Genomic DNA, 16770 nt, shown 5'->3' with positions numbered 1-16770 from the left:
TACCATAGACCCGTACTCGAATTAACGATTACGCTTTTATACTATTTATTGTTGCGAATATCTTATCTTTCTGGACGAATAAACGGCATATGTCTATTCACATCTTTATATAGTAAGTATCTAAATGGACCAGGTCCACCAGCGTAACAAGATTGTGGGCAGAACGCGCGCAGCCACATAAAATCACCCGCCTCGACTTCTACCCATTCACCGTTTAAGTGATATACCGCTTTGCCTTCTAACACATATAAACCATGTTCCATAACATGTGTTTCATCAAATGGGATCACACCGCCCGGTTGAAAAGTCACTATATTTACATGCATATCGTGACGCATATCTGATTGCTCAGTAAACCTAGTGGTTGCCCATACGCCATCTGTGCCTGGCATCTCAATGGCGTCAACTTCGTGATCACTAGTGACAAAAGGTTCGGGTGCATCAATACCGTCTACAAACTGATAAGCTTTGCGAATCCAATGAAATTTAACGTGCTTGTCGCTATTGTTTTTCAGCGTCCACTTACATGCCGGTGGTAAGAAAGCATAGCCACCCGCTTCAAGATGATGCGATTCGCCTTCAATAGTAATATCCATTTCACCTTCAACGACAAACAAGACGGCTTCTGCTTTGGTATCCAGTTCAGGCTTTTCTGAGCCGCCATTTGGTGCGACTTCGACGATGTACTGTGAGAAAGTTTCTGCAAAGCCGCTTAAAGGACGGGCAATCACCCACATGCGCATGCCTTCCCAAAACGGCAGATAGCTAATAACAATGTCGGTTAGTACACGTTTGGGAATAATCGCATAAGCTTCGGTGAAGATAGCGCGATCGGATAATAGCTGTGTTTGCGGAGGCAAGCCGCCAGTTGGTGCGTAATAAGTACTTCTTGTTGACATTATAAGTAATCCTTAGTGATTTTGTGCCGCGATAAATTGGTGTCTGAACTTAGCATCTGAACGTAAGGTTACATCCAGTTTGCAGTGTTATCAGCCGTGGCTGGATGGTTTTCATACCAGTGCTTAGCGATTTCATCGCGGCGGCATATCCAAACATCGGGTTTGTCCGTAATATATTTTAAAAACTTTTTAAGCGCGGTGATGCGACCAGCGCGGCCAATGATACGACAATGCAAACCGATGGTTAGCATCTTAGGCGTGTGCTGACCTTCTTCATAAAGCGTGTCAAAGCTGTCTTTTAGATACTGATAAAAGGGTTCTGCATGAGTAAAACCAGGGCTTGAAGAAAAACGCATATCATTGGTTTCAAGGGTGTAGGGAATAACCAGATGCGGCTTGCGAGCGATTTTATTACCGTCTTCTACCTTAACATTAAGCCAGTAAGGCAGCTCATCAGCGTAGGAGTCGGAATCATAAATATAGCCACCTTGCTCGGCGACCAGCTCACGGGTGTTGGGACTATCACGACCCGTATACCAACCTAACGGCTGCCCACCAAGCATCCGCTCAAAGATTTCAGTGGCGCGGCGCACATGCTCGCGCTCGGTCTCACGATACATATATTGATAGGTAATCCAGCGCAGTCCGTGACTGGCGACTTCGTGACCGTCCTCTAAGACGCGCTCGATAATATGCGGCGTTTTTTCAGCCGCAGCAGCGCAAGTAAAGGTAGTAATAGGCAGGCCATAGTCTTTAAACACATCGAGCACCCGCCAAACACCCACACGACTACCGTACTCAAAAGCCGATTCGATAGACTGATGACGGTTGTTAAACGAGGGTGTGCCTAAGATATCGGACAAAAAACGCTCTGATTCTGCATCGCCATGAATAACGCTGTTCTCAGCACCCTCCTCGATATTGAGAATGAACTGGACAGCAATCTTTGCACCGCCCGGCCAATTGGCTTTCGGTGGGTTGCCTGCATAGCCTTTTAGGTCGCGTGCATAGGTATCGTGATTAAAATCGCTGGTTATTTTTTTATTCATTGTAAATATATCCTAAATATCTCAAATAAAATAAAGCAACTAAAGCAAAACAAGGGTGAACATTGCTGAATAGCTACTTAATACTAGCATTTAAAGCTACAAACCTGAGGTATAAGCAACGATTTGTTGGCGTTCTGCATCAGTCAGTTGAGTCAGGTTACCCAGTGGCATATAACCATTTTGCACTGCAGTAATGATTTTGTCTTTATGGATTTTCATATCTTCGGGCGTTTGGATGATAATACCTGCTGGCGGCGCTGCAAATCCTTGCTGAGTGGGCTGCGCAGCATGGCAAGTACTACAGCGCGTATGCACAACATTCATGATGGCATCGTCAGCTGAGGCCGTCACTGGAACGGCTGCTGCGCTAACATTTTCATTAGACTTAACATCAGAGCTACCATCAGAGTTAACAGTGTTACTTGTTACGTCATTGCTAGCCGTTGGGGGCGTGCTGTCATTTACTGCAGGCGCGGTAGCGACTGGGGAACTAGCAGCAGGTAACGGCTCAATTGGCTCTGGACGCATCCAAATAATCAATAAAACGGTTAAAACAGCAGGGATAACCAAATAGCGCGGCTTATGATTGTCTAAATGCTTTTGGTTAAAGTAATGGCGAACAATCGCCGTGATGATGCCAACGTAGACCAATACCAACCAGCCGTGTGCATGAGAATACATCATCGGATAGTGGTTACTAATCATGGTAAAGATAAGCGGCAAGGTAAAGTAGTTGTTCATCAATGAGCGATTTTTTGCTTGCAATGCTAAGTCAGCCACTTCTTTACCTGGCTTTTCGCCGCGCCGCACACAATCTACCAGCGCACGTTGAGCGGGCATGATGCCAAAGAAGACGTTGCCTGCCATGACGGTACCTAAGATGGCACCGATATGGATGAATGAGGCTCGGTCACTGAATAACTGATAGGAACCCCAGCAAGCAATGACTAGTAAGATAAAAATAATGGTGCTAAAAATAAACGAGTTTTTACCTAAGTGACTGCGAACAATCACCTCATAAATAAAGTAGCTACCGAATAAGAATAATAAGCTGGTTGATATAGCACCGATACTGCTACCAAAAGCGACTTTACTGGGATCAATCAGGTAAGCTGTTGCGTTGGCATAATAGACGATAGCAAGCATCGCCATACCAGTCAGCCACGTGGTATAAGCTTCCCATTTGAACCAGTGCAGGGTCTTTGGCATCTCTTCAGGTTCAAGCTTGTATTTGGCAATCTCATAAAAGCCGCCACCATGTACTGCCCATAAGTCGCCTGAGATACCTTTATCAGTTTTCCATTGTGGCGGTTTTCGCAAGCTTAAATCCAACCAAACAAAATAGAAAGACGCGCCAATCCATGCAATCCCAGCGATAACGTGAAACCAGCGAAAAAATAAAGCTAACCAATCGAGAAGATATGCGCCCATGTGGCAAGTGTCCTTTTGTCCAGTGTTCTTTCATCCAGTGTGCTTTTAAACGATAACGTAATACCTTTAAGAACCGCGATACGTGCTGTAGCCATGTGCACTAAGCAGTAGCGGTACATGATAGTGACCGTTATCACTGATCATAAAATCAATGACTACCTGCGGATAAAAAGCCGTTAGGTTTTGTTCATCAAAATAAGCTTGAGTATCAAACGTTAAGGTATAACGACCAACATCTAAGTGATATTCAGCAATATCAATAGTTGGGTCAAATGACCAGCTATCTGGCGTTACGCGTCCATCAGCGTTGGTGACGCCATTGGCCAATAGTGACGCCTCACCGCTTGTGCTTACGCGATGTAGTGACACTGCGATATCAGCGGCAGGTTTGCCAAGATGGGTATCTAAGATATGGGATGAGAGAGTACCTGACATGATAATTCCTTTTATATAGTGAACCAATAAGGCAACGTTTAAATTAAAGAATGTACGTTACTCAGCGCCTAGCAGTTTCTGTAAGCGTAAACGAGTAATTTTATTTTGCTCAGCAGCGGCATTAGCCAGCTCAGTAGCGCGATCGTTTGGCAAACGTGCTAACAGTAAATCCAGCATTTGCTGGGCATTTTTGCCAGTCGCAAACACGATAAAGATAAACCCAAACTTATCGAGATAATCTTGATTGCCTTGCGCCAATGCGGCAATCACGTCATCCTCAGCATCATTTGCGCCTGATTGCTCATGCGCGGCACTGTCTTGAGTGTTGCGGTATTTTGCTTTTAAGGAATCGACATTGCCGATTTGCGGATGACCGTCAAACGCCTCAAGCAAATTGGCTTCAGTCGTTTGAGCTTGCTCCCATATTTCATCGCTACGGGCCAGTAAAGTATCTATATCAGCAAAAGGACGCGCGTTTGCCAACTCATGGGCCCAGATGGTACTGGTGCAACAGGTCAATAGACGTGAGGTGGCGTCGGCTAGAGATAGGTCATTGAATTGTGGTAGCGATAGTTTCACAGTGACATCCTTTTACTTTGTCCCCAGTCCATGGGGTTGAATAAGCTGATATTGGTTATAGTGACATGCTAATATTTATTGATGAACAACCTCATGTTAAAGGTATTCATCAACGATTAATTGGTTTATTATTAACCATTCTCCTTAAACCTGACCATTTGGTCAACTACTTTATGTAAATAATTTATTTTAGTGAGTTATGTCCGATAAAAATTGGACGGCAAGCCTTACGATTTACTAAAATGTAAATTATTGGCGCATAGCCACTCACTGACCATCCTTACAGGCGTTATTAACTATGGCTACCAGCGATCCAACCAAAAGTGGTACGAATAAAAGTGGCACAACTAAAAAAGACACAGCTCATAATACTGACGTTCATACGCCAGAGAGCTTAGATGTCCTTGTACCGCAAAATGTCCAACGCAATCAGCAAGACATTCGCGCGCACAATGAGGCTGTCATATTGGCAGCTGCAGAAGAAGAATTCGTGTTACAAGGGTTTCGTGGTGCCACGATGCAAGGTATTGCGGACAGGGCTGAGCTACCAAAAGCCAATATTCATTATTATTTTAAAAATAAAAAGAACCTGTACAAGGCTGTTCTACATTCTATTATTCAAGAATGGAATGAAGGCTTAGTCACCATGACAGTCGAGAGTGACCCCAAAGAGGTGATTGAAAAATTTGTGCGCACTAAACTGCATCAAGCATTCGCTCATCCAAACCAACATAAGTTGTTCGCCCTTGAAGTCATTGGCGGGGCACCACAACTGCACGATTTTATGTCAACGACGATGAAAGAGTGGGCACTTGATAAATCCAAAGTTATGAAAACTTGGTATGAGCAAGGCCGAATAGGTGTTAGTGATCCATTACAGCTATTAATCTTAATTTGGGCCACGACGCAACGATATGCTGAGTTTGAAGCAGAAATCGTTGGTCTGATGGGTAAGGGTGAATATGATCAGCAGGATGAAGCACGTGCCGCGAATTTTTTAGTACCATTTATCTTGCGTGGTTGCGGGCTAGAATAGTGTCTATTAACGATAGTTAATAGACAACGACAGCTAATAGGCATTGATGTATTTTACTCAGCCAATCATAAATTCTGTCATGTCAGTTTACCGCAATGATAAGAACAGACCTGACAATAACTTTCAGATCTTTTGTCTAAGCGGTTGTAGTTCATCATCAAGATACTGCTCTGGCGTATCAAATTCAGTGCCATAGTTTTTGGGTAAAATCATATCAAGGGTAATGGCGACGATGCCTGACATTGTTACCGCTGAACCAAATATATTTTGAAACAGCTGTGGTGTCTGTGACAGTACATCAGGGACAAAAGCGATGCCCATAGATAGACCAAGCGACGTTGCGATAATCATAATATTACGGTGCGTAAAGTCGACCGTCGATAGGATACGAATACCAGCAGTGGCAACAGTGGCAAACATCAGTAGCGTTACCCCGCCAACGACTGGCTTTGGCAATTGCGTAAAAACAGCCCCAATAATAGGGAACATGCCCATGATAAATAAAATACCGCCCACATAAAAACCAATATAGCGACTGGCGATACCCGTCATCTGAATGACACCATTATTTTGGCTAAAGGTCGTCACTGGGAAGGTATTAAACACCGCGGCTATCAGCGAGTTGACCCCGTCACCTAACACCCCACCCTTAATGCGTTTTTCATACACTGGCCCTTTGATTGGCTCACCAGATATCATCGATGTCGCTGTTAAATCTCCTGACGTTTCAATACTGGTAATGACATACATGAAAGCAATGGGTATAAAAGCTTGCCATTCAAAACCAAAGCCAAACTTGAAAGGCTGCGGTAAAGTAAAAAGAGGCGCTTGAGAAACCAAAAAGAAGTCAATCCGACCTAAAAAGATTGCCGCTATCAAACCGAGCATCAATCCAATAAAGATGGCACTGGAGCGAATAACTTTATTATCAATAATACTGATAAGTACCACACTGACCAGCACACCGCCACCGAGCAAGAGGTTTTCTATACTGCCAAAATTCTGCGCGCCGACACCGCCTGCCAAGTCCGTGAGACCTGTTTTGGTTAATGACAGACCGATAGTGACGATGACGCACCCAGTCACGATAGGGTTCATTAATGATCTCAGTCGAGTGATGAATCGACTTAAGAATATCTCAATAAACGCCCCAATAAATGACACGCCAAAAATGACAGAGAGAATTTCCTCTGGACTTCCGCCTTTGTTCTTTACGACAAAACCTGCAGCCAATACGGCAGCTAAGAAGCCAAAACTGGTGCCCTGTAGCGCCATCAGCCCTGAACCTATGGGTCCAACTTTGTGCGTCTGAATAAAGGTGGCAACCCCAGATACCATCAATGACATACTGATGAGATAGGGGATATGCTCTCCCAAACCTAGGGCGCCGCCTATAATTAATGAGGGTGTAATAATACCGACAAAGCTAGCGAGCACATGCTGGCTCGCACCTAGAAAGGCTTTTGCAGGGGCTGGTCGGTCGTGTAAACCATATAATAAATCGGGGTTCCCTTGAGTATGTTCACTCATTTTGGCTTCCTCCTGAAGTGACTTTTAGTCCAATCTTTGTGGCGCTCACGTAGCAACGTTAAAAACACTGAGAGCCGATACAGACAGTATCGTACTATCACAGTATCTATTGCTTACCTATCCAACAAAGAATCGCACTTATCCTTGTGCTAATAAATAATCTTAGATCACTATTATTTATCAAGATTGCCAATCATTGTAATAAAAACCTGACTAATTGGTCAGCTATATAAGAGTATAGTTGAAGGGTGTGCTATTGCAATGTTTTTTTTCATGCGAGCAGGTTTATTTATAGCGCAATAATGATTTGTCTAAAGAGCATGTTTTAAGCTCTCCAGACAAAAAAACCTGAGAGTATCAATTATTTATAGCAACTGAGCAGCAAGCCTCCATCTCAATACTTCATTTACAAACCAATCATTACAGTGAATTCCTCACATTAATTATTGCCAAATTGTTAATACTTCGTTATTATGCACCTAATTATTCAAATGCTAATCATTATCATTAACGTTTGCAATGCGATTCGCATGAATGACTCGAAGATATCTACTAAACAGTGTTTAAAAATCTAGAGAACGTTAACGCATAGATTGGTAAAGCACGAAGATTTATAAAGCATCCGATCTGGGAAAAACCGTTAAGTAACGGCTTTGAAAGTAGTCTTTTAAAAAAACCTAATTCTGACAGTAACCAAAGTGAGTGTGTTATGCGTGAAGTAAAGTTACCAATCTCGTCTAATCAATTGACCCTATTATCTATGGGCGTGGCTGCTATATTGTGGACACAAGCGGCTAATGCAGCGGCAGAGGAATTGCCAAGTACCACGCTGCAAACCATTACGGTGACCGCCAATAGTTCAGTACGAGATAGAGTGCAAAACGATGGTGTGTATGTAGAAGACTATACGCCAGCCGCGCAAGCCAGCCATTTAAGTGACTTTTTAGACGTCGTACCAGGAGTTGAAGTTGGTGGTACATCATCAGTGAATCAGCGCGTGCGCGTACGTGGTCTTGATGATACCAATCTAAAAGTCACGATCGATGGCGCGCGTCAAGAAGGCGCGATGTTTTATCATATGGGTGATGTGACTATCGACCCAGACCTATTAAAACAAGCAGACGTATCGGTGGGTAACAACTCAGTCACGCTGGGTAATGATGCGATCGGTGGTGCGGTGGCGTTTAAAACTGTAGACGCGGCAGACTTGCTCAAACCCGGTCAAAAAGTTGGTGCCAAACTACACGCAGGATATGGCAGCAATAACGACGAGCTATTAACGTCAGCAACTGTGTATGCTGCTCCAGCTGAAAACGTAGATTTATTGGCGTACTATGGCAAACGAGATGCCAATGCTGGTGAAGATGGCAGTGGCCGTGATATTCAAACACAAGACAGCGAAGGCGAAAACATCCTATTAAAAGCGGGTGCTTATATTGGTGATGACCATCATGTTGGTGCTGGCTTTAGCCGTACTGAAAATGAAGGTCTATTCCCATTACGTCCCGATTTCCCGGCAAGTCCAGGGGTGGGAAGTTGGAACGAGATTCTGCCGCAAAAAGTAAAGCGTGATACCTATACGCTAGATTATAGTTATAATCCAGTGAATCGCTTAATAGACGTTGATACCAATGTGTATCAAACAGAAACGACTATCTCACGGGATACGGACTATACCAAAAATCCTGGCTATGACTGGGAAGCGGGTGTTAAAACCACTGGTGCCAAAATCCAGAATACCAGTATTATTGATAGCGCTATCGTCGATGGCATCACAGGGACGCATAAGCTGATTGCTGGCGTTGAGCATTACAAAAAAGAATCAGAGATGGCACGTGATGGTGCTAGTACAGGCACTGATGAGGCAAAAAACACGTCAGTATATCTAGAAGACCAATGGCAAATGGGCAAATTGACCCTAACACCAGGCGTCCGTTATGACCGTTATGAGTCACCTGAATTTGTCTCAGCGGGCAAGACTTACGACAATGTCGTTGGTGCGTTGGCGGCCAGTTATGAGATTTTACCAAGTACTCAAGTGTTTGCTAGCTATACGCAGCTGTTTAATGGTCCTGACTTAAGCCAAGCGATTTTTAACAAAGATGGCGCAGATACTTATGTCAATAGTGATTTAAAGGCAGAAGAAGGCTCAAACGCTGAAGTTGGGTTGGCGACGACGCTTCGTGGTCTAACGACTGCTGATGATGCGCTACAACTAAGTGCTAAGTATTTTGAGACCAATATTGAAAACTATATTGAGTTTGTCCGTTCAGGTGGTAGTAGAACGGGGTTAAATTGTAGCACTGGCAAGCCTGGCACTACTGATGCTCCTGAGCTATGCCAAGGTGTGATTAACAAAGACGAAGACTTTAAAATCAAAGGTGTAGAGCTCGCCGCCGACTATAAAGTAGATAATTTTAACATGGGTCTTAGCTATGCACGCGCCCGCAGTAAGGGTGAAGACACTGGCTATAATATCGCTTCAGTGAGCGGCAGTAGCTCTGAGTCTGGTGATAAATATATGGTCAACCTTGGTTACGCGCCGACGGATACTACGGAGCTTGGCTGGCGCAGTACCTATGTTGCCTCAGTGACACCTAATACAGGTGGCGATGACATCAAAAAGCCAAACTACGATGTGCATGATATTTTTATGACCTATACGCCAACTCAGGTTGAAGGGTTAAAAGCAACATTGGGCGTCTATAATCTTTTTGATGAGACTTATGCTAGCCATGCCTCACGTAACAATGCATTAGACGATAATTATACAGATTTTGAGATGGGTCGTAATATCAAAACCTCTTTAACCTATCAGTTTTAGGACTGCATTTATTATTTATTAGCAAAGCAAACAAGCCAGCTTTCTGTCTAAGAGAGCTGGCTTTTTTATGGATACTTTTGAGATGAAGACACGCTAAGAAAGAGTCCTGTCAATATTTAAAAGCTAACAGCAAAAATAAAGGGAGCTAACAATGAGTAAACCTAGCCCAAGAGTATTAGAAGTAAAGTGTATCGCTGATATCACACCCAATATGCGCCGTATTACTTTGGGAGGGGAAGGGATGAAAAACTTCCCAGCAGACCAAGAAAGCGCCTATATCAAATTGATGTTTGCACAAGAGGCAGGGCAAAAACCAATCATGCGTACCTATACCATTATCCAGCAGCGCGCTGATGAGATGGATGTCGATTTTGTATTACACGGTCTCAATCATAAAGGTGCCGAAGGGCCAGCATCGCACTGGGCCAAAACGACTCAAGTCGGTGACACTATTTTGATTGGTGGTCCAGGTGCAAAGAAACACATCAATCATGAGGCAGATTGGTTCTTGCTAGCAGGCGATATGACAGCCTTACCAGCCATCACGGTTAATTTGGCAAAGCTGCCAGAGGATGCAGTCGGCTACGCAGTCATAGAGGTGTTGAGTGAGGATGATATCCAATCTCTAAAAAAGCCAAAAGATATCGAGATTGAGTGGGTTGTGAATGCAATAGCAAGTGACAGCCACTACCCAATACTTGAGCGTATTAAAGCGCTTGACTGGTTAGGCGGGACACCTGCAGTGTGGGCAGCATGTGAGTTTAATAGTATGCGAGCGCTACGACGGTATTTTAAAGAAAAAGAAGTGACTAAGAGCCATCTGTATATTTCAAGTTATTGGAAGCTCGATAGCAGTGAAGATGAGCATAAAATTGTGAAGCGGGAAGATGCTGCATTAGGGCTATAACTGGTGAGCACAAACAGCGATACCATATATCTCATATCAAATGAAGCCGATACGCTATGTGAGATTTCCAGTCTTGCATATCGTTCATATATTGAATCAACTATATGGGAGTTATGGTGAAGCGTCATTATAACAATGTATCGACAATCACTGGACGACCTTGGTGATTTAATACCGTCACATCGACGTTATATAAATCTTTCATCGTCTCTTGGGTGAGGACATCGGCAGGTTTACCAACGGCCGTTACCTGACCTGCTTTCATGGTGACCACCGTATCGGCAAATTGCGCCGCTTGATTGATATCATGCAGGACAATCACCACCGTTTTTTGCTGATTATGACTCAACTCGCGCAGCTCACGCATTAGGCGACCCGCATGGTACATGTCTAGATTGTTTAGCGGCTCATCGAGCAAGAGATACGGCGTATCTTGGCAGACAATCATTGCAATCAGCACGCGTTGCCGTTGCCCACCGGATAATGTCGATAAGAAACGCTCGGCTAATGGCTCCAGCTCAAAGCGTTCGATAATATCCTGTACTTTTTGCTCATCGTTTGCGGTTGGTTGCCCTTGATGATAGGGATAGCGCCCAAACATCAGCAGCTCATGCACACGCAGTCGCCCTTGTACTTGATTGTCTTGTCCGAGCATCGCTACTGTCTTGGACAAGGTGCGCGCATGACAGCTAACAATATCACGTTCCTCATTATCTACAGTAAAACTTACCTGTCCTGACTGTAGCGGTTGCAAGCGTGCCATCACTGAAAATAAGGTCGATTTACCTGCGCCATTGGGACCAATTAAAGCAATCACTTGTGAGGGTGGTAAAGACAAGGTAATGTCATGCAGGATTTGTTGTTTGCCAATATGGTGGGAGATATTATCTAGTTTAATCATACAGTTGGTCCGATTCAAAAACACTATAACGCTACTGGAATAAGTTTTTATCGCTTGCTGTGCCGATGCAGACAAAGGCTGCAAAAAACTTATCCCAGTAGCATCTGCAGGTATTTATATATCTTGTCGTTAAAATTTTTTTGATCCGTGCAGTCTTAATGAGCCGTAATCAACGACGCTGAGTCATGAAAATTAGTATTAAAAATACCAAGCCACCAGCCAATTCAATGACCACTGACAGTACCCCTGACATGCCCAATACTTGCTCAAACACTGTCTGACCGAGTACCAAGCAAATCATCGCCACCAAGCTAACCAATATCAGGCGTTCGCTATGATACATATGACGCGCGATGCGATTGGTTAACGCGCAGACCAGTAAGCCAAAGAAAGTCACTGGACCGACCAATGCGGTTGCCGTGGCGACCAAAACTGCGATGACCGTTAACAGCCCAAAGGCTAAGCGTTGATAATTAATGCCAAGGTTAATGGCTTGCGATTTGCCTAGCATTAATACATCACATTGATAACGCCAGCGCCAAATAAACACAGCGCTAATGGCACAAATAAAGAGGCTGATACCCAGTAGCTGGGGATTGACCGTATTAAACTGCGCGTAACTGGCAGATTGTACGACGACAAAATCATCAGGATTAATCAGTCGTGCAATCAGTGCCGATAAACTACGAAACAACACGCCAAAGATGACACCTACCAGTATCAGCCGCGTCAAATCCTGACTGCTTTTTGAGAACAGCACTCGAAACAACAGTAGGGACGCGCCAAACATCAGGACAATTTCAAGGGTGAACTTGGTAATAGGATTGATGCTGGTAAAGCTCATCGCGCCCAAAAAGAACACCAATAAGCTTTGTAGCAAGACATATAGCGAGTCAAAACCCAACAGTGATGGCGTTAGAATAGGGTTGTGCGTTAGAGTTTGAAACAGTAAGGTCGACACGCCAATCGCATAGCCTACCACCATAAGTGCCAGTAGTTTTTTGCCCCGTAACGGTAGGGCAAAATCCCAATAACCGTTGACATTGAGCGTCAAAAATAGCGTCATTGAGATCAATAATATAATCACGGCAATTGATTTTGGATGGTTGGCGATAAATGTCCAAAGTTGTGCTAAATGACTCTGTGCAGAAGTGTTTGCATGGCTGTCGTTTTCCAAAGTGCCATTTTCTGGAACACTCTTTACTGCTGAGCCAGACTTTGTAGAACTGTCATTTATAAGACGATGCTTAGACGGTGAAAACATACGTAAATCCTACTATGCTACCTTTAATAGTAACAACGCCAAGCTTATCTAAGCAGACAACAGGACGAATAAATTAAGAAAAGAGTTAATAACGATTAGGGAGCTGTCTTATTGATATATTATTGCTCAGCAGGCGCACGTAATAACAGCCATAAAAAAAGCACCGTGCCGACCACACCAAAGACAGTGGCGACAGGCACTTCAAACGGGTAGCGAATAGAGCGACCGATGATATCGCAAAGCAGTACTGCTGATGCGCCCAAGAGCGCGACAGCTGGCAAGCTACTGCGTAATTTATCACCCATCAATCGGCTGACGATATTGGGCACGACCAGGCCAATAAAGGGAATCATACCCACCGTCACGACGACGACAGCGCTCATCATCGCCACCATACCAACGCCAAGCCACGTAACCTGCCGTTTACTAATTCCTAAGTTCAGCGCTATATTATCGCCCAAACCCACGATGGTCAGTTTATCAGCGATAATATAAGCCAGCACGCACAGTGCGCCCGTCAGCCATAACAGCTCATAACGCCCCGCTAATACAGCCGAGAAGTCACCAAACTGCCAAACGCTAAGCATTTGCAATGACTCAGTTTGATAAGCGATAAAGGTCGTCACCGCTTCAATAATGCCGCCAAAGACAATGCCAATCAGCGGAATCATCAAAAAATCAGTCGGCGGAATACGGTGAATGAGCAGCATAAATAGCATCATGCCAAACATTGCAGTAATGGTGGCGACGCCCATTTTAATAAGCAGTGCACTGGCTGGAAACAGTAAGCTGACCACCAATAAACCCAGTGCCGCGCTTTGAGTGGCTCCAACCATCGATGGCTCAACGAAGCGGTTTTTTAGCACCACTTGGATAATCATCCCTGCAACCGCCATCGCAATACCGGTCAAAATAATAGCGATAGTACGAGGTATACGGCTGACCAATAGCAGTGAGCTGTCTGAGTTGGCGCTATGATTGATAATGCTGTGGAAGATACCTGACCACGAAAAATCTGCCACCCCAATCGATAAACTTAACAACACCAAAAGCCCCATAATAATGAGGCTACCTGTGTTGATTAACCACGGTGGTATGGCGGCACGTTGATGTTTAGGGCTCGGATTGCGAGTCTTTTTTTGCCAACTTGATGGTGCAGCTGGCAAAGCAGGATTGTCTTTGACACTGGCATCAGCGCGAGATGAAAATAACGACATAACGTCTACTGGCTTATTAATGGGTAATTAAGAAATATGGCTCGTATCGTTATCAGGTCTATTTCGCGCTAGCAAAAGCATCTTTAATCGTGGTCAAATCTTGCATCCATTGATAGTAACCACCAAAAGCTAGGTAAGAGTCTGGGCTGAGGTAAACCACTTGATTTTTACTCCAAGCATTGGTTTGCGCGACCAGTGGATTGTCCAATACCGCTTTGGCACCAGCGCCGTCTTCGCCAATTGCCGCACTACGATCGACGACGAATAACCAGTCTGGATTGGTTTTTTGTATATACTCAAAAGATACGGGTTGACCGTGACGCGCATCGGCGATTTGGTCATCGGCCATCGGGATATCTAATACCGTATGAATAAAGCCATAGCGTGACTTATCACCATAAGCGGATAGCTTATTACCATTCACCATCACCACTAAGCCTTTACTTTTGTCCTTGGTTAATACTTTGGTTTCGTCGATGAGCCCATCGATATTGCCTTGCAGTTTTGCTGCCTGATCACTTTTACCAAACAAGGCACCCAAATCATGCAGACGTTGCTTGCTCGACTCATAAATATTTGCCGTATCAATGGTCATATCAAGCGTTGGCGCAATGCTTGAGAGCGCATCGTATTTTTCTGCCATCCGTGAGCCGACCAAAATAGCTTGCGGCTGCATGGCATTTAACGCTTCAAGATCTGGCTCAAATACCGTACCGACGGCTTTTGGCTCAGGCTGAGTTTTTGAGTGTAGATTGTCTAAATGTAGACCACTTGGCATGCCATCGACTGCCACATCTAGCGCGGCCAAATCTTGCATCAAGGTCATGTCATAAACGACCAGCGGTGATGGATTCATTGCCAAATCGACCTTACCTTTTGTTGTATCAACGGCAATGGTTGCCACAGAAACATTGTCATTATTGACGACATTTGAGGCATTATCTGCCGTTTGGTTTTCAGTCTTGGCATCTGCTGGTTCAGAGTCATTGGATTCAGGTGAGCTACAACCGGCCACGCTGATGGTGGTGACGAGTGCGGTCATCATAGCGGTCAAAAATGGACGTTTGAAAACAGAAGTAGTGGAGCGGTTAGATAGTAGGGTGGTAGGCATAGTTAACTCGGTATATCAGATGTTTAAGCAGCCTTTAAATCATCAGCTGCAACTGTAAGTGTCGAAAGTGAAAAGAGCCGAACAAGCGCCTTTGAGGGATACGCTAATACAGTACTCGTTTGGTTAGTTTATTAATGCTATTAAGCGTTTCTAAATTTTATAAAGGCTATGATAAAGTAATTGAGACTCATTATCAATACAAATGATAATGGTTTTTATTAACATCGTTTTTTAGATGAATGTGCCATTCTAATTTTATGTTTTGATAGTAAAAATCAAGAGACAGATTATATTTACTGGCCGAGGCTGCTTAGGATAAGGAGGTTGGTCGCGCAAATTTTTATGTGGCTGAGCAATTATAAAGTTGCGTTATCAACACTGATAAAAAAAGAAAAAATTAAATTTATTGTTGATAATAATTCTCGTTTGCATTATTATCTACGCCATTGTTGCCCACCAGTATGAATGCACGGCTGTTAATTATTAGGTTGTTATGAACTCAACGGATTTAGACGCGCCACCGCTTAAACTGATACTCATCGCTATCGTGATAGTTGTGGGGCTGCATGTACTGACGGCAGTAGCATTGGTCGCGATGAAACCTGCTGAGCCAATAATTGAGCCACCAGTAGACACACCGCCTATCGAGATAGAGTTTGTCTCACTGCCTGCTCCCAATATCCAGCCTGAAGTAGAAGCGAAGCAACCAGTCGCTCAGCAAAAGCCTCAGCCAAAAGTAGAATCTCAACCAAAGGTAAAGCCTGAACGGATACAGCCGCCTAAGCCGCAGCCGCAACAAACACCAATAGCAGAACCGAAAGCTAAAGCGGTAACAGTAAAGCCAACAGAGAGACAGAGCAAAACGGCTGATATTGAACCTATTGCTAAAGTAGAAAACAAAAAGCCTGACGTTATCAAAAAAGAACCCCCTAAAGTAGATACATCGACGGCGGATGAGCAACGTAAGATGATAGCAGCACAAGCTGAAAAAGCCGCTCAAGACGCTCACGTTAGGGCAGTTGCAGACGCCAAAGCTGCCCGCGAGGCACAAGCACAGGCAGATGCTAAAGCAGCACAAGCAAAGGCTGAAAGAGAAGCAGAGGCTGCTGCTCAAGCAAAAGCAGATGCTGACGCCAAGGCAAAAGCTGCTGCAAGTAATACACCAGTGGACTTTACTGCTAGCAATGCAAATTGGGCATCGGCACCGAGGTTTAGCTTTCCTGAGCGTGCAGCGCGTAGAGCCCGCTCAGGTGATACTCTTGATGTCGTATTGGTATTAAGAGTGAATAAACAAGGCGGTATCGATAGCGTGCGAATTGCTCAGTCATCAGGCAATGCGATAGTAGATAAAGAGGCGCAGCGTCAGGTACGCTCTGGCAAATTTAAGCCCTTTACTCAAAACGGTGTGCCAGTGGTTGGCAATGTGACTTTACCCATAAGCTATGCCGTGCCTTAGTGATTCGGTTTCACTGTTCAATACTGGGCTCTGTATTTGAGCTGTTTGACAAAAACTATATAAAATCTAGTCATTTTGAAATGATGGATTCAGCAGATTTATAACATTTATGATGGTGCTAGACTGAATGT

At 44.2% G+C, this 16770-nt stretch carries 14 protein-coding genes; 4 read left to right on the top strand and 10 right to left on the bottom strand.

The genetic code is table 11. The features are described from left to right. Positions 1-62: 62 nt before the first annotated feature. From QL919_RS01200 to uraD, 5 genes are all read right to left on the bottom strand, one after another. Positions 63-899 carry a bifunctional allantoicase/(S)-ureidoglycine aminohydrolase gene (locus QL919_RS01200; protein WP_290187775.1) on the bottom strand — a complete coding sequence of 279 codons (837 nt, stop codon included), beginning with the start codon at positions 897-899 and terminating at the stop codon, positions 63-65. A 68-nt stretch (positions 900-967) separates the two neighbouring features. Continuing rightward, complete coding sequence (puuE, locus tag QL919_RS01195; RefSeq protein WP_290187774.1) at positions 968-1948, bottom strand: allantoinase PuuE; 981 nt, start codon at positions 1946-1948, stop codon at positions 968-970. A 96-nt stretch (positions 1949-2044) separates the two neighbouring features. Beyond that, positions 2045-3379 carry a urate hydroxylase PuuD gene (locus QL919_RS01190; RefSeq protein ID WP_290187773.1) on the bottom strand — a complete coding sequence of 445 codons (1335 nt, stop codon included), beginning with the start codon at positions 3377-3379 and terminating at the stop codon, positions 2045-2047. Positions 3380-3445: 66 nt separating this feature from the next. After that, positions 3446-3814, bottom strand: a complete 369-nt coding sequence (gene uraH, locus QL919_RS01185) for a hydroxyisourate hydrolase (RefSeq protein WP_290187772.1) — start codon at positions 3812-3814, stop codon at positions 3446-3448. Between the two features lie 57 nt (positions 3815-3871). After that, the gene (gene uraD / locus QL919_RS01180) at positions 3872-4393 is read right to left on the bottom strand and encodes a 2-oxo-4-hydroxy-4-carboxy-5-ureidoimidazoline decarboxylase (protein WP_290187771.1); all 522 of its coding nucleotides are present in this window, start codon (positions 4391-4393) and stop codon (positions 3872-3874) included. Positions 4394-4691: 298 nt separating this feature from the next. Between uraD and QL919_RS01175 the strand changes: the two genes are divergently transcribed. Then, entirely contained in the window at positions 4692-5429 is a 738-nt protein-coding gene (locus tag QL919_RS01175) for a TetR/AcrR family transcriptional regulator (protein ID WP_290187770.1), read from the top strand. 123 nt (positions 5430-5552) lie between these two features. Here the strand turns inward: QL919_RS01175 and QL919_RS01170 are convergent, their stop codons facing one another. Beyond that, a complete protein-coding gene (locus tag QL919_RS01170) occupies positions 5553-6959 on the bottom strand; it encodes a nucleobase:cation symporter-2 family protein (RefSeq protein WP_290187769.1) in 1407 nt (468 codons plus the stop codon). Positions 6960-7668: 709 nt separating this feature from the next. On the opposite strand from QL919_RS01170, the gene QL919_RS01165 reads away from it, so the two are divergent. Beyond that, positions 7669-9783 carry a TonB-dependent receptor gene (locus QL919_RS01165; protein WP_290187768.1) on the top strand — a complete coding sequence of 705 codons (2115 nt, stop codon included), beginning with the start codon at positions 7669-7671 and terminating at the stop codon, positions 9781-9783. Between the two features lie 151 nt (positions 9784-9934). Then, the gene (locus QL919_RS01160; protein ID WP_290187767.1) at positions 9935-10690 is read left to right on the top strand and encodes a siderophore-interacting protein; all 756 of its coding nucleotides are present in this window, start codon (positions 9935-9937) and stop codon (positions 10688-10690) included. Positions 10691-10817: 127 nt separating this feature from the next. On the opposite strand, the gene QL919_RS01155 is transcribed toward QL919_RS01160, so the two are convergent. From QL919_RS01155 to QL919_RS01140, 4 genes are all read right to left on the bottom strand, one after another. Further along, entirely contained in the window at positions 10818-11591 is a 774-nt protein-coding gene (locus tag QL919_RS01155; protein WP_290187766.1) for an ATP-binding cassette domain-containing protein, read from the bottom strand. A gap of 169 nt (positions 11592-11760) precedes the next feature. Next, positions 11761-12855, bottom strand: coding sequence for an iron chelate uptake ABC transporter family permease subunit (locus QL919_RS01150; protein WP_290187765.1), 1095 nt, complete (start codon positions 12853-12855; stop codon positions 11761-11763). Between the two features lie 119 nt (positions 12856-12974). Then, positions 12975-14072: an iron chelate uptake ABC transporter family permease subunit gene (locus QL919_RS01145; protein ID WP_290187764.1), complete on the bottom strand. Its 1098-nt coding sequence runs from the start codon at positions 14070-14072 to the stop codon at positions 12975-12977. Positions 14073-14130: 58 nt separating this feature from the next. Continuing rightward, positions 14131-15183, bottom strand: a complete 1053-nt coding sequence (locus QL919_RS01140; RefSeq protein ID WP_290187763.1) for a siderophore ABC transporter substrate-binding protein — start codon at positions 15181-15183, stop codon at positions 14131-14133. A 493-nt stretch (positions 15184-15676) separates the two neighbouring features. Here QL919_RS01140 and QL919_RS01135 point away from each other — a divergent pair, with 493 nt between their 5' ends. Further along, the gene (locus tag QL919_RS01135) at positions 15677-16639 is read left to right on the top strand and encodes a TonB family protein (protein WP_290187762.1); all 963 of its coding nucleotides are present in this window, start codon (positions 15677-15679) and stop codon (positions 16637-16639) included. Positions 16640-16770 lie beyond the last annotated feature (131 nt).

The sequence above is a fragment of the Psychrobacter sp. APC 3426 genome (genome assembly GCF_030408035.1).
GTDB lineage: Bacteria > Pseudomonadota > Gammaproteobacteria > Pseudomonadales > Moraxellaceae > Psychrobacter.
Note: the sequence above shows the minus strand (reverse complement) of the source record. Positions and strands in the feature narration are given on the sequence as shown.

Bases quoted from the DNA above. Each gene is read 5' to 3' on its own strand.
- QL919_RS01200 (WP_290187775.1), bottom strand. From the start codon at position 899: ATGTCAACAAGAAGTACTTATTACGCACCAACTGGCGGCTTGCCTCCG.
- puuE (WP_290187774.1), bottom strand. From the start codon at position 1,948: ATGAATAAAAAAATAACCAGCGATTTTAATCACGATACCTATGCACGC.
- QL919_RS01190 (WP_290187773.1), bottom strand. From the start codon at position 3,379: ATGGGCGCATATCTTCTCGATTGGTTAGCTTTATTTTTTCGCTGGTTT.
- uraH (WP_290187772.1), bottom strand. From the start codon at position 3,814: ATGTCAGGTACTCTCTCATCCCATATCTTAGATACCCATCTTGGCAAA.
- QL919_RS01175 (WP_290187770.1), top strand. From the start codon at position 4,692: ATGGCTACCAGCGATCCAACCAAAAGTGGTACGAATAAAAGTGGCACA.
- QL919_RS01170 (WP_290187769.1), bottom strand. From the start codon at position 6,959: ATGAGTGAACATACTCAAGGGAACCCCGATTTATTATATGGTTTACAC.
- QL919_RS01165 (WP_290187768.1), top strand. From the start codon at position 7,669: ATGCGTGAAGTAAAGTTACCAATCTCGTCTAATCAATTGACCCTATTA.
- QL919_RS01160 (WP_290187767.1), top strand. From the start codon at position 9,935: ATGAGTAAACCTAGCCCAAGAGTATTAGAAGTAAAGTGTATCGCTGAT.
- QL919_RS01155 (WP_290187766.1), bottom strand. From the start codon at position 11,591: ATGATTAAACTAGATAATATCTCCCACCATATTGGCAAACAACAAATC.
- QL919_RS01150 (WP_290187765.1), bottom strand. From the start codon at position 12,855: ATGTTTTCACCGTCTAAGCATCGTCTTATAAATGACAGTTCTACAAAG.
- QL919_RS01145 (WP_290187764.1), bottom strand. From the start codon at position 14,072: ATGTCGTTATTTTCATCTCGCGCTGATGCCAGTGTCAAAGACAATCCT.
- QL919_RS01140 (WP_290187763.1), bottom strand. From the start codon at position 15,183: ATGCCTACCACCCTACTATCTAACCGCTCCACTACTTCTGTTTTCAAA.
- QL919_RS01135 (WP_290187762.1), top strand. From the start codon at position 15,677: ATGAACTCAACGGATTTAGACGCGCCACCGCTTAAACTGATACTCATC.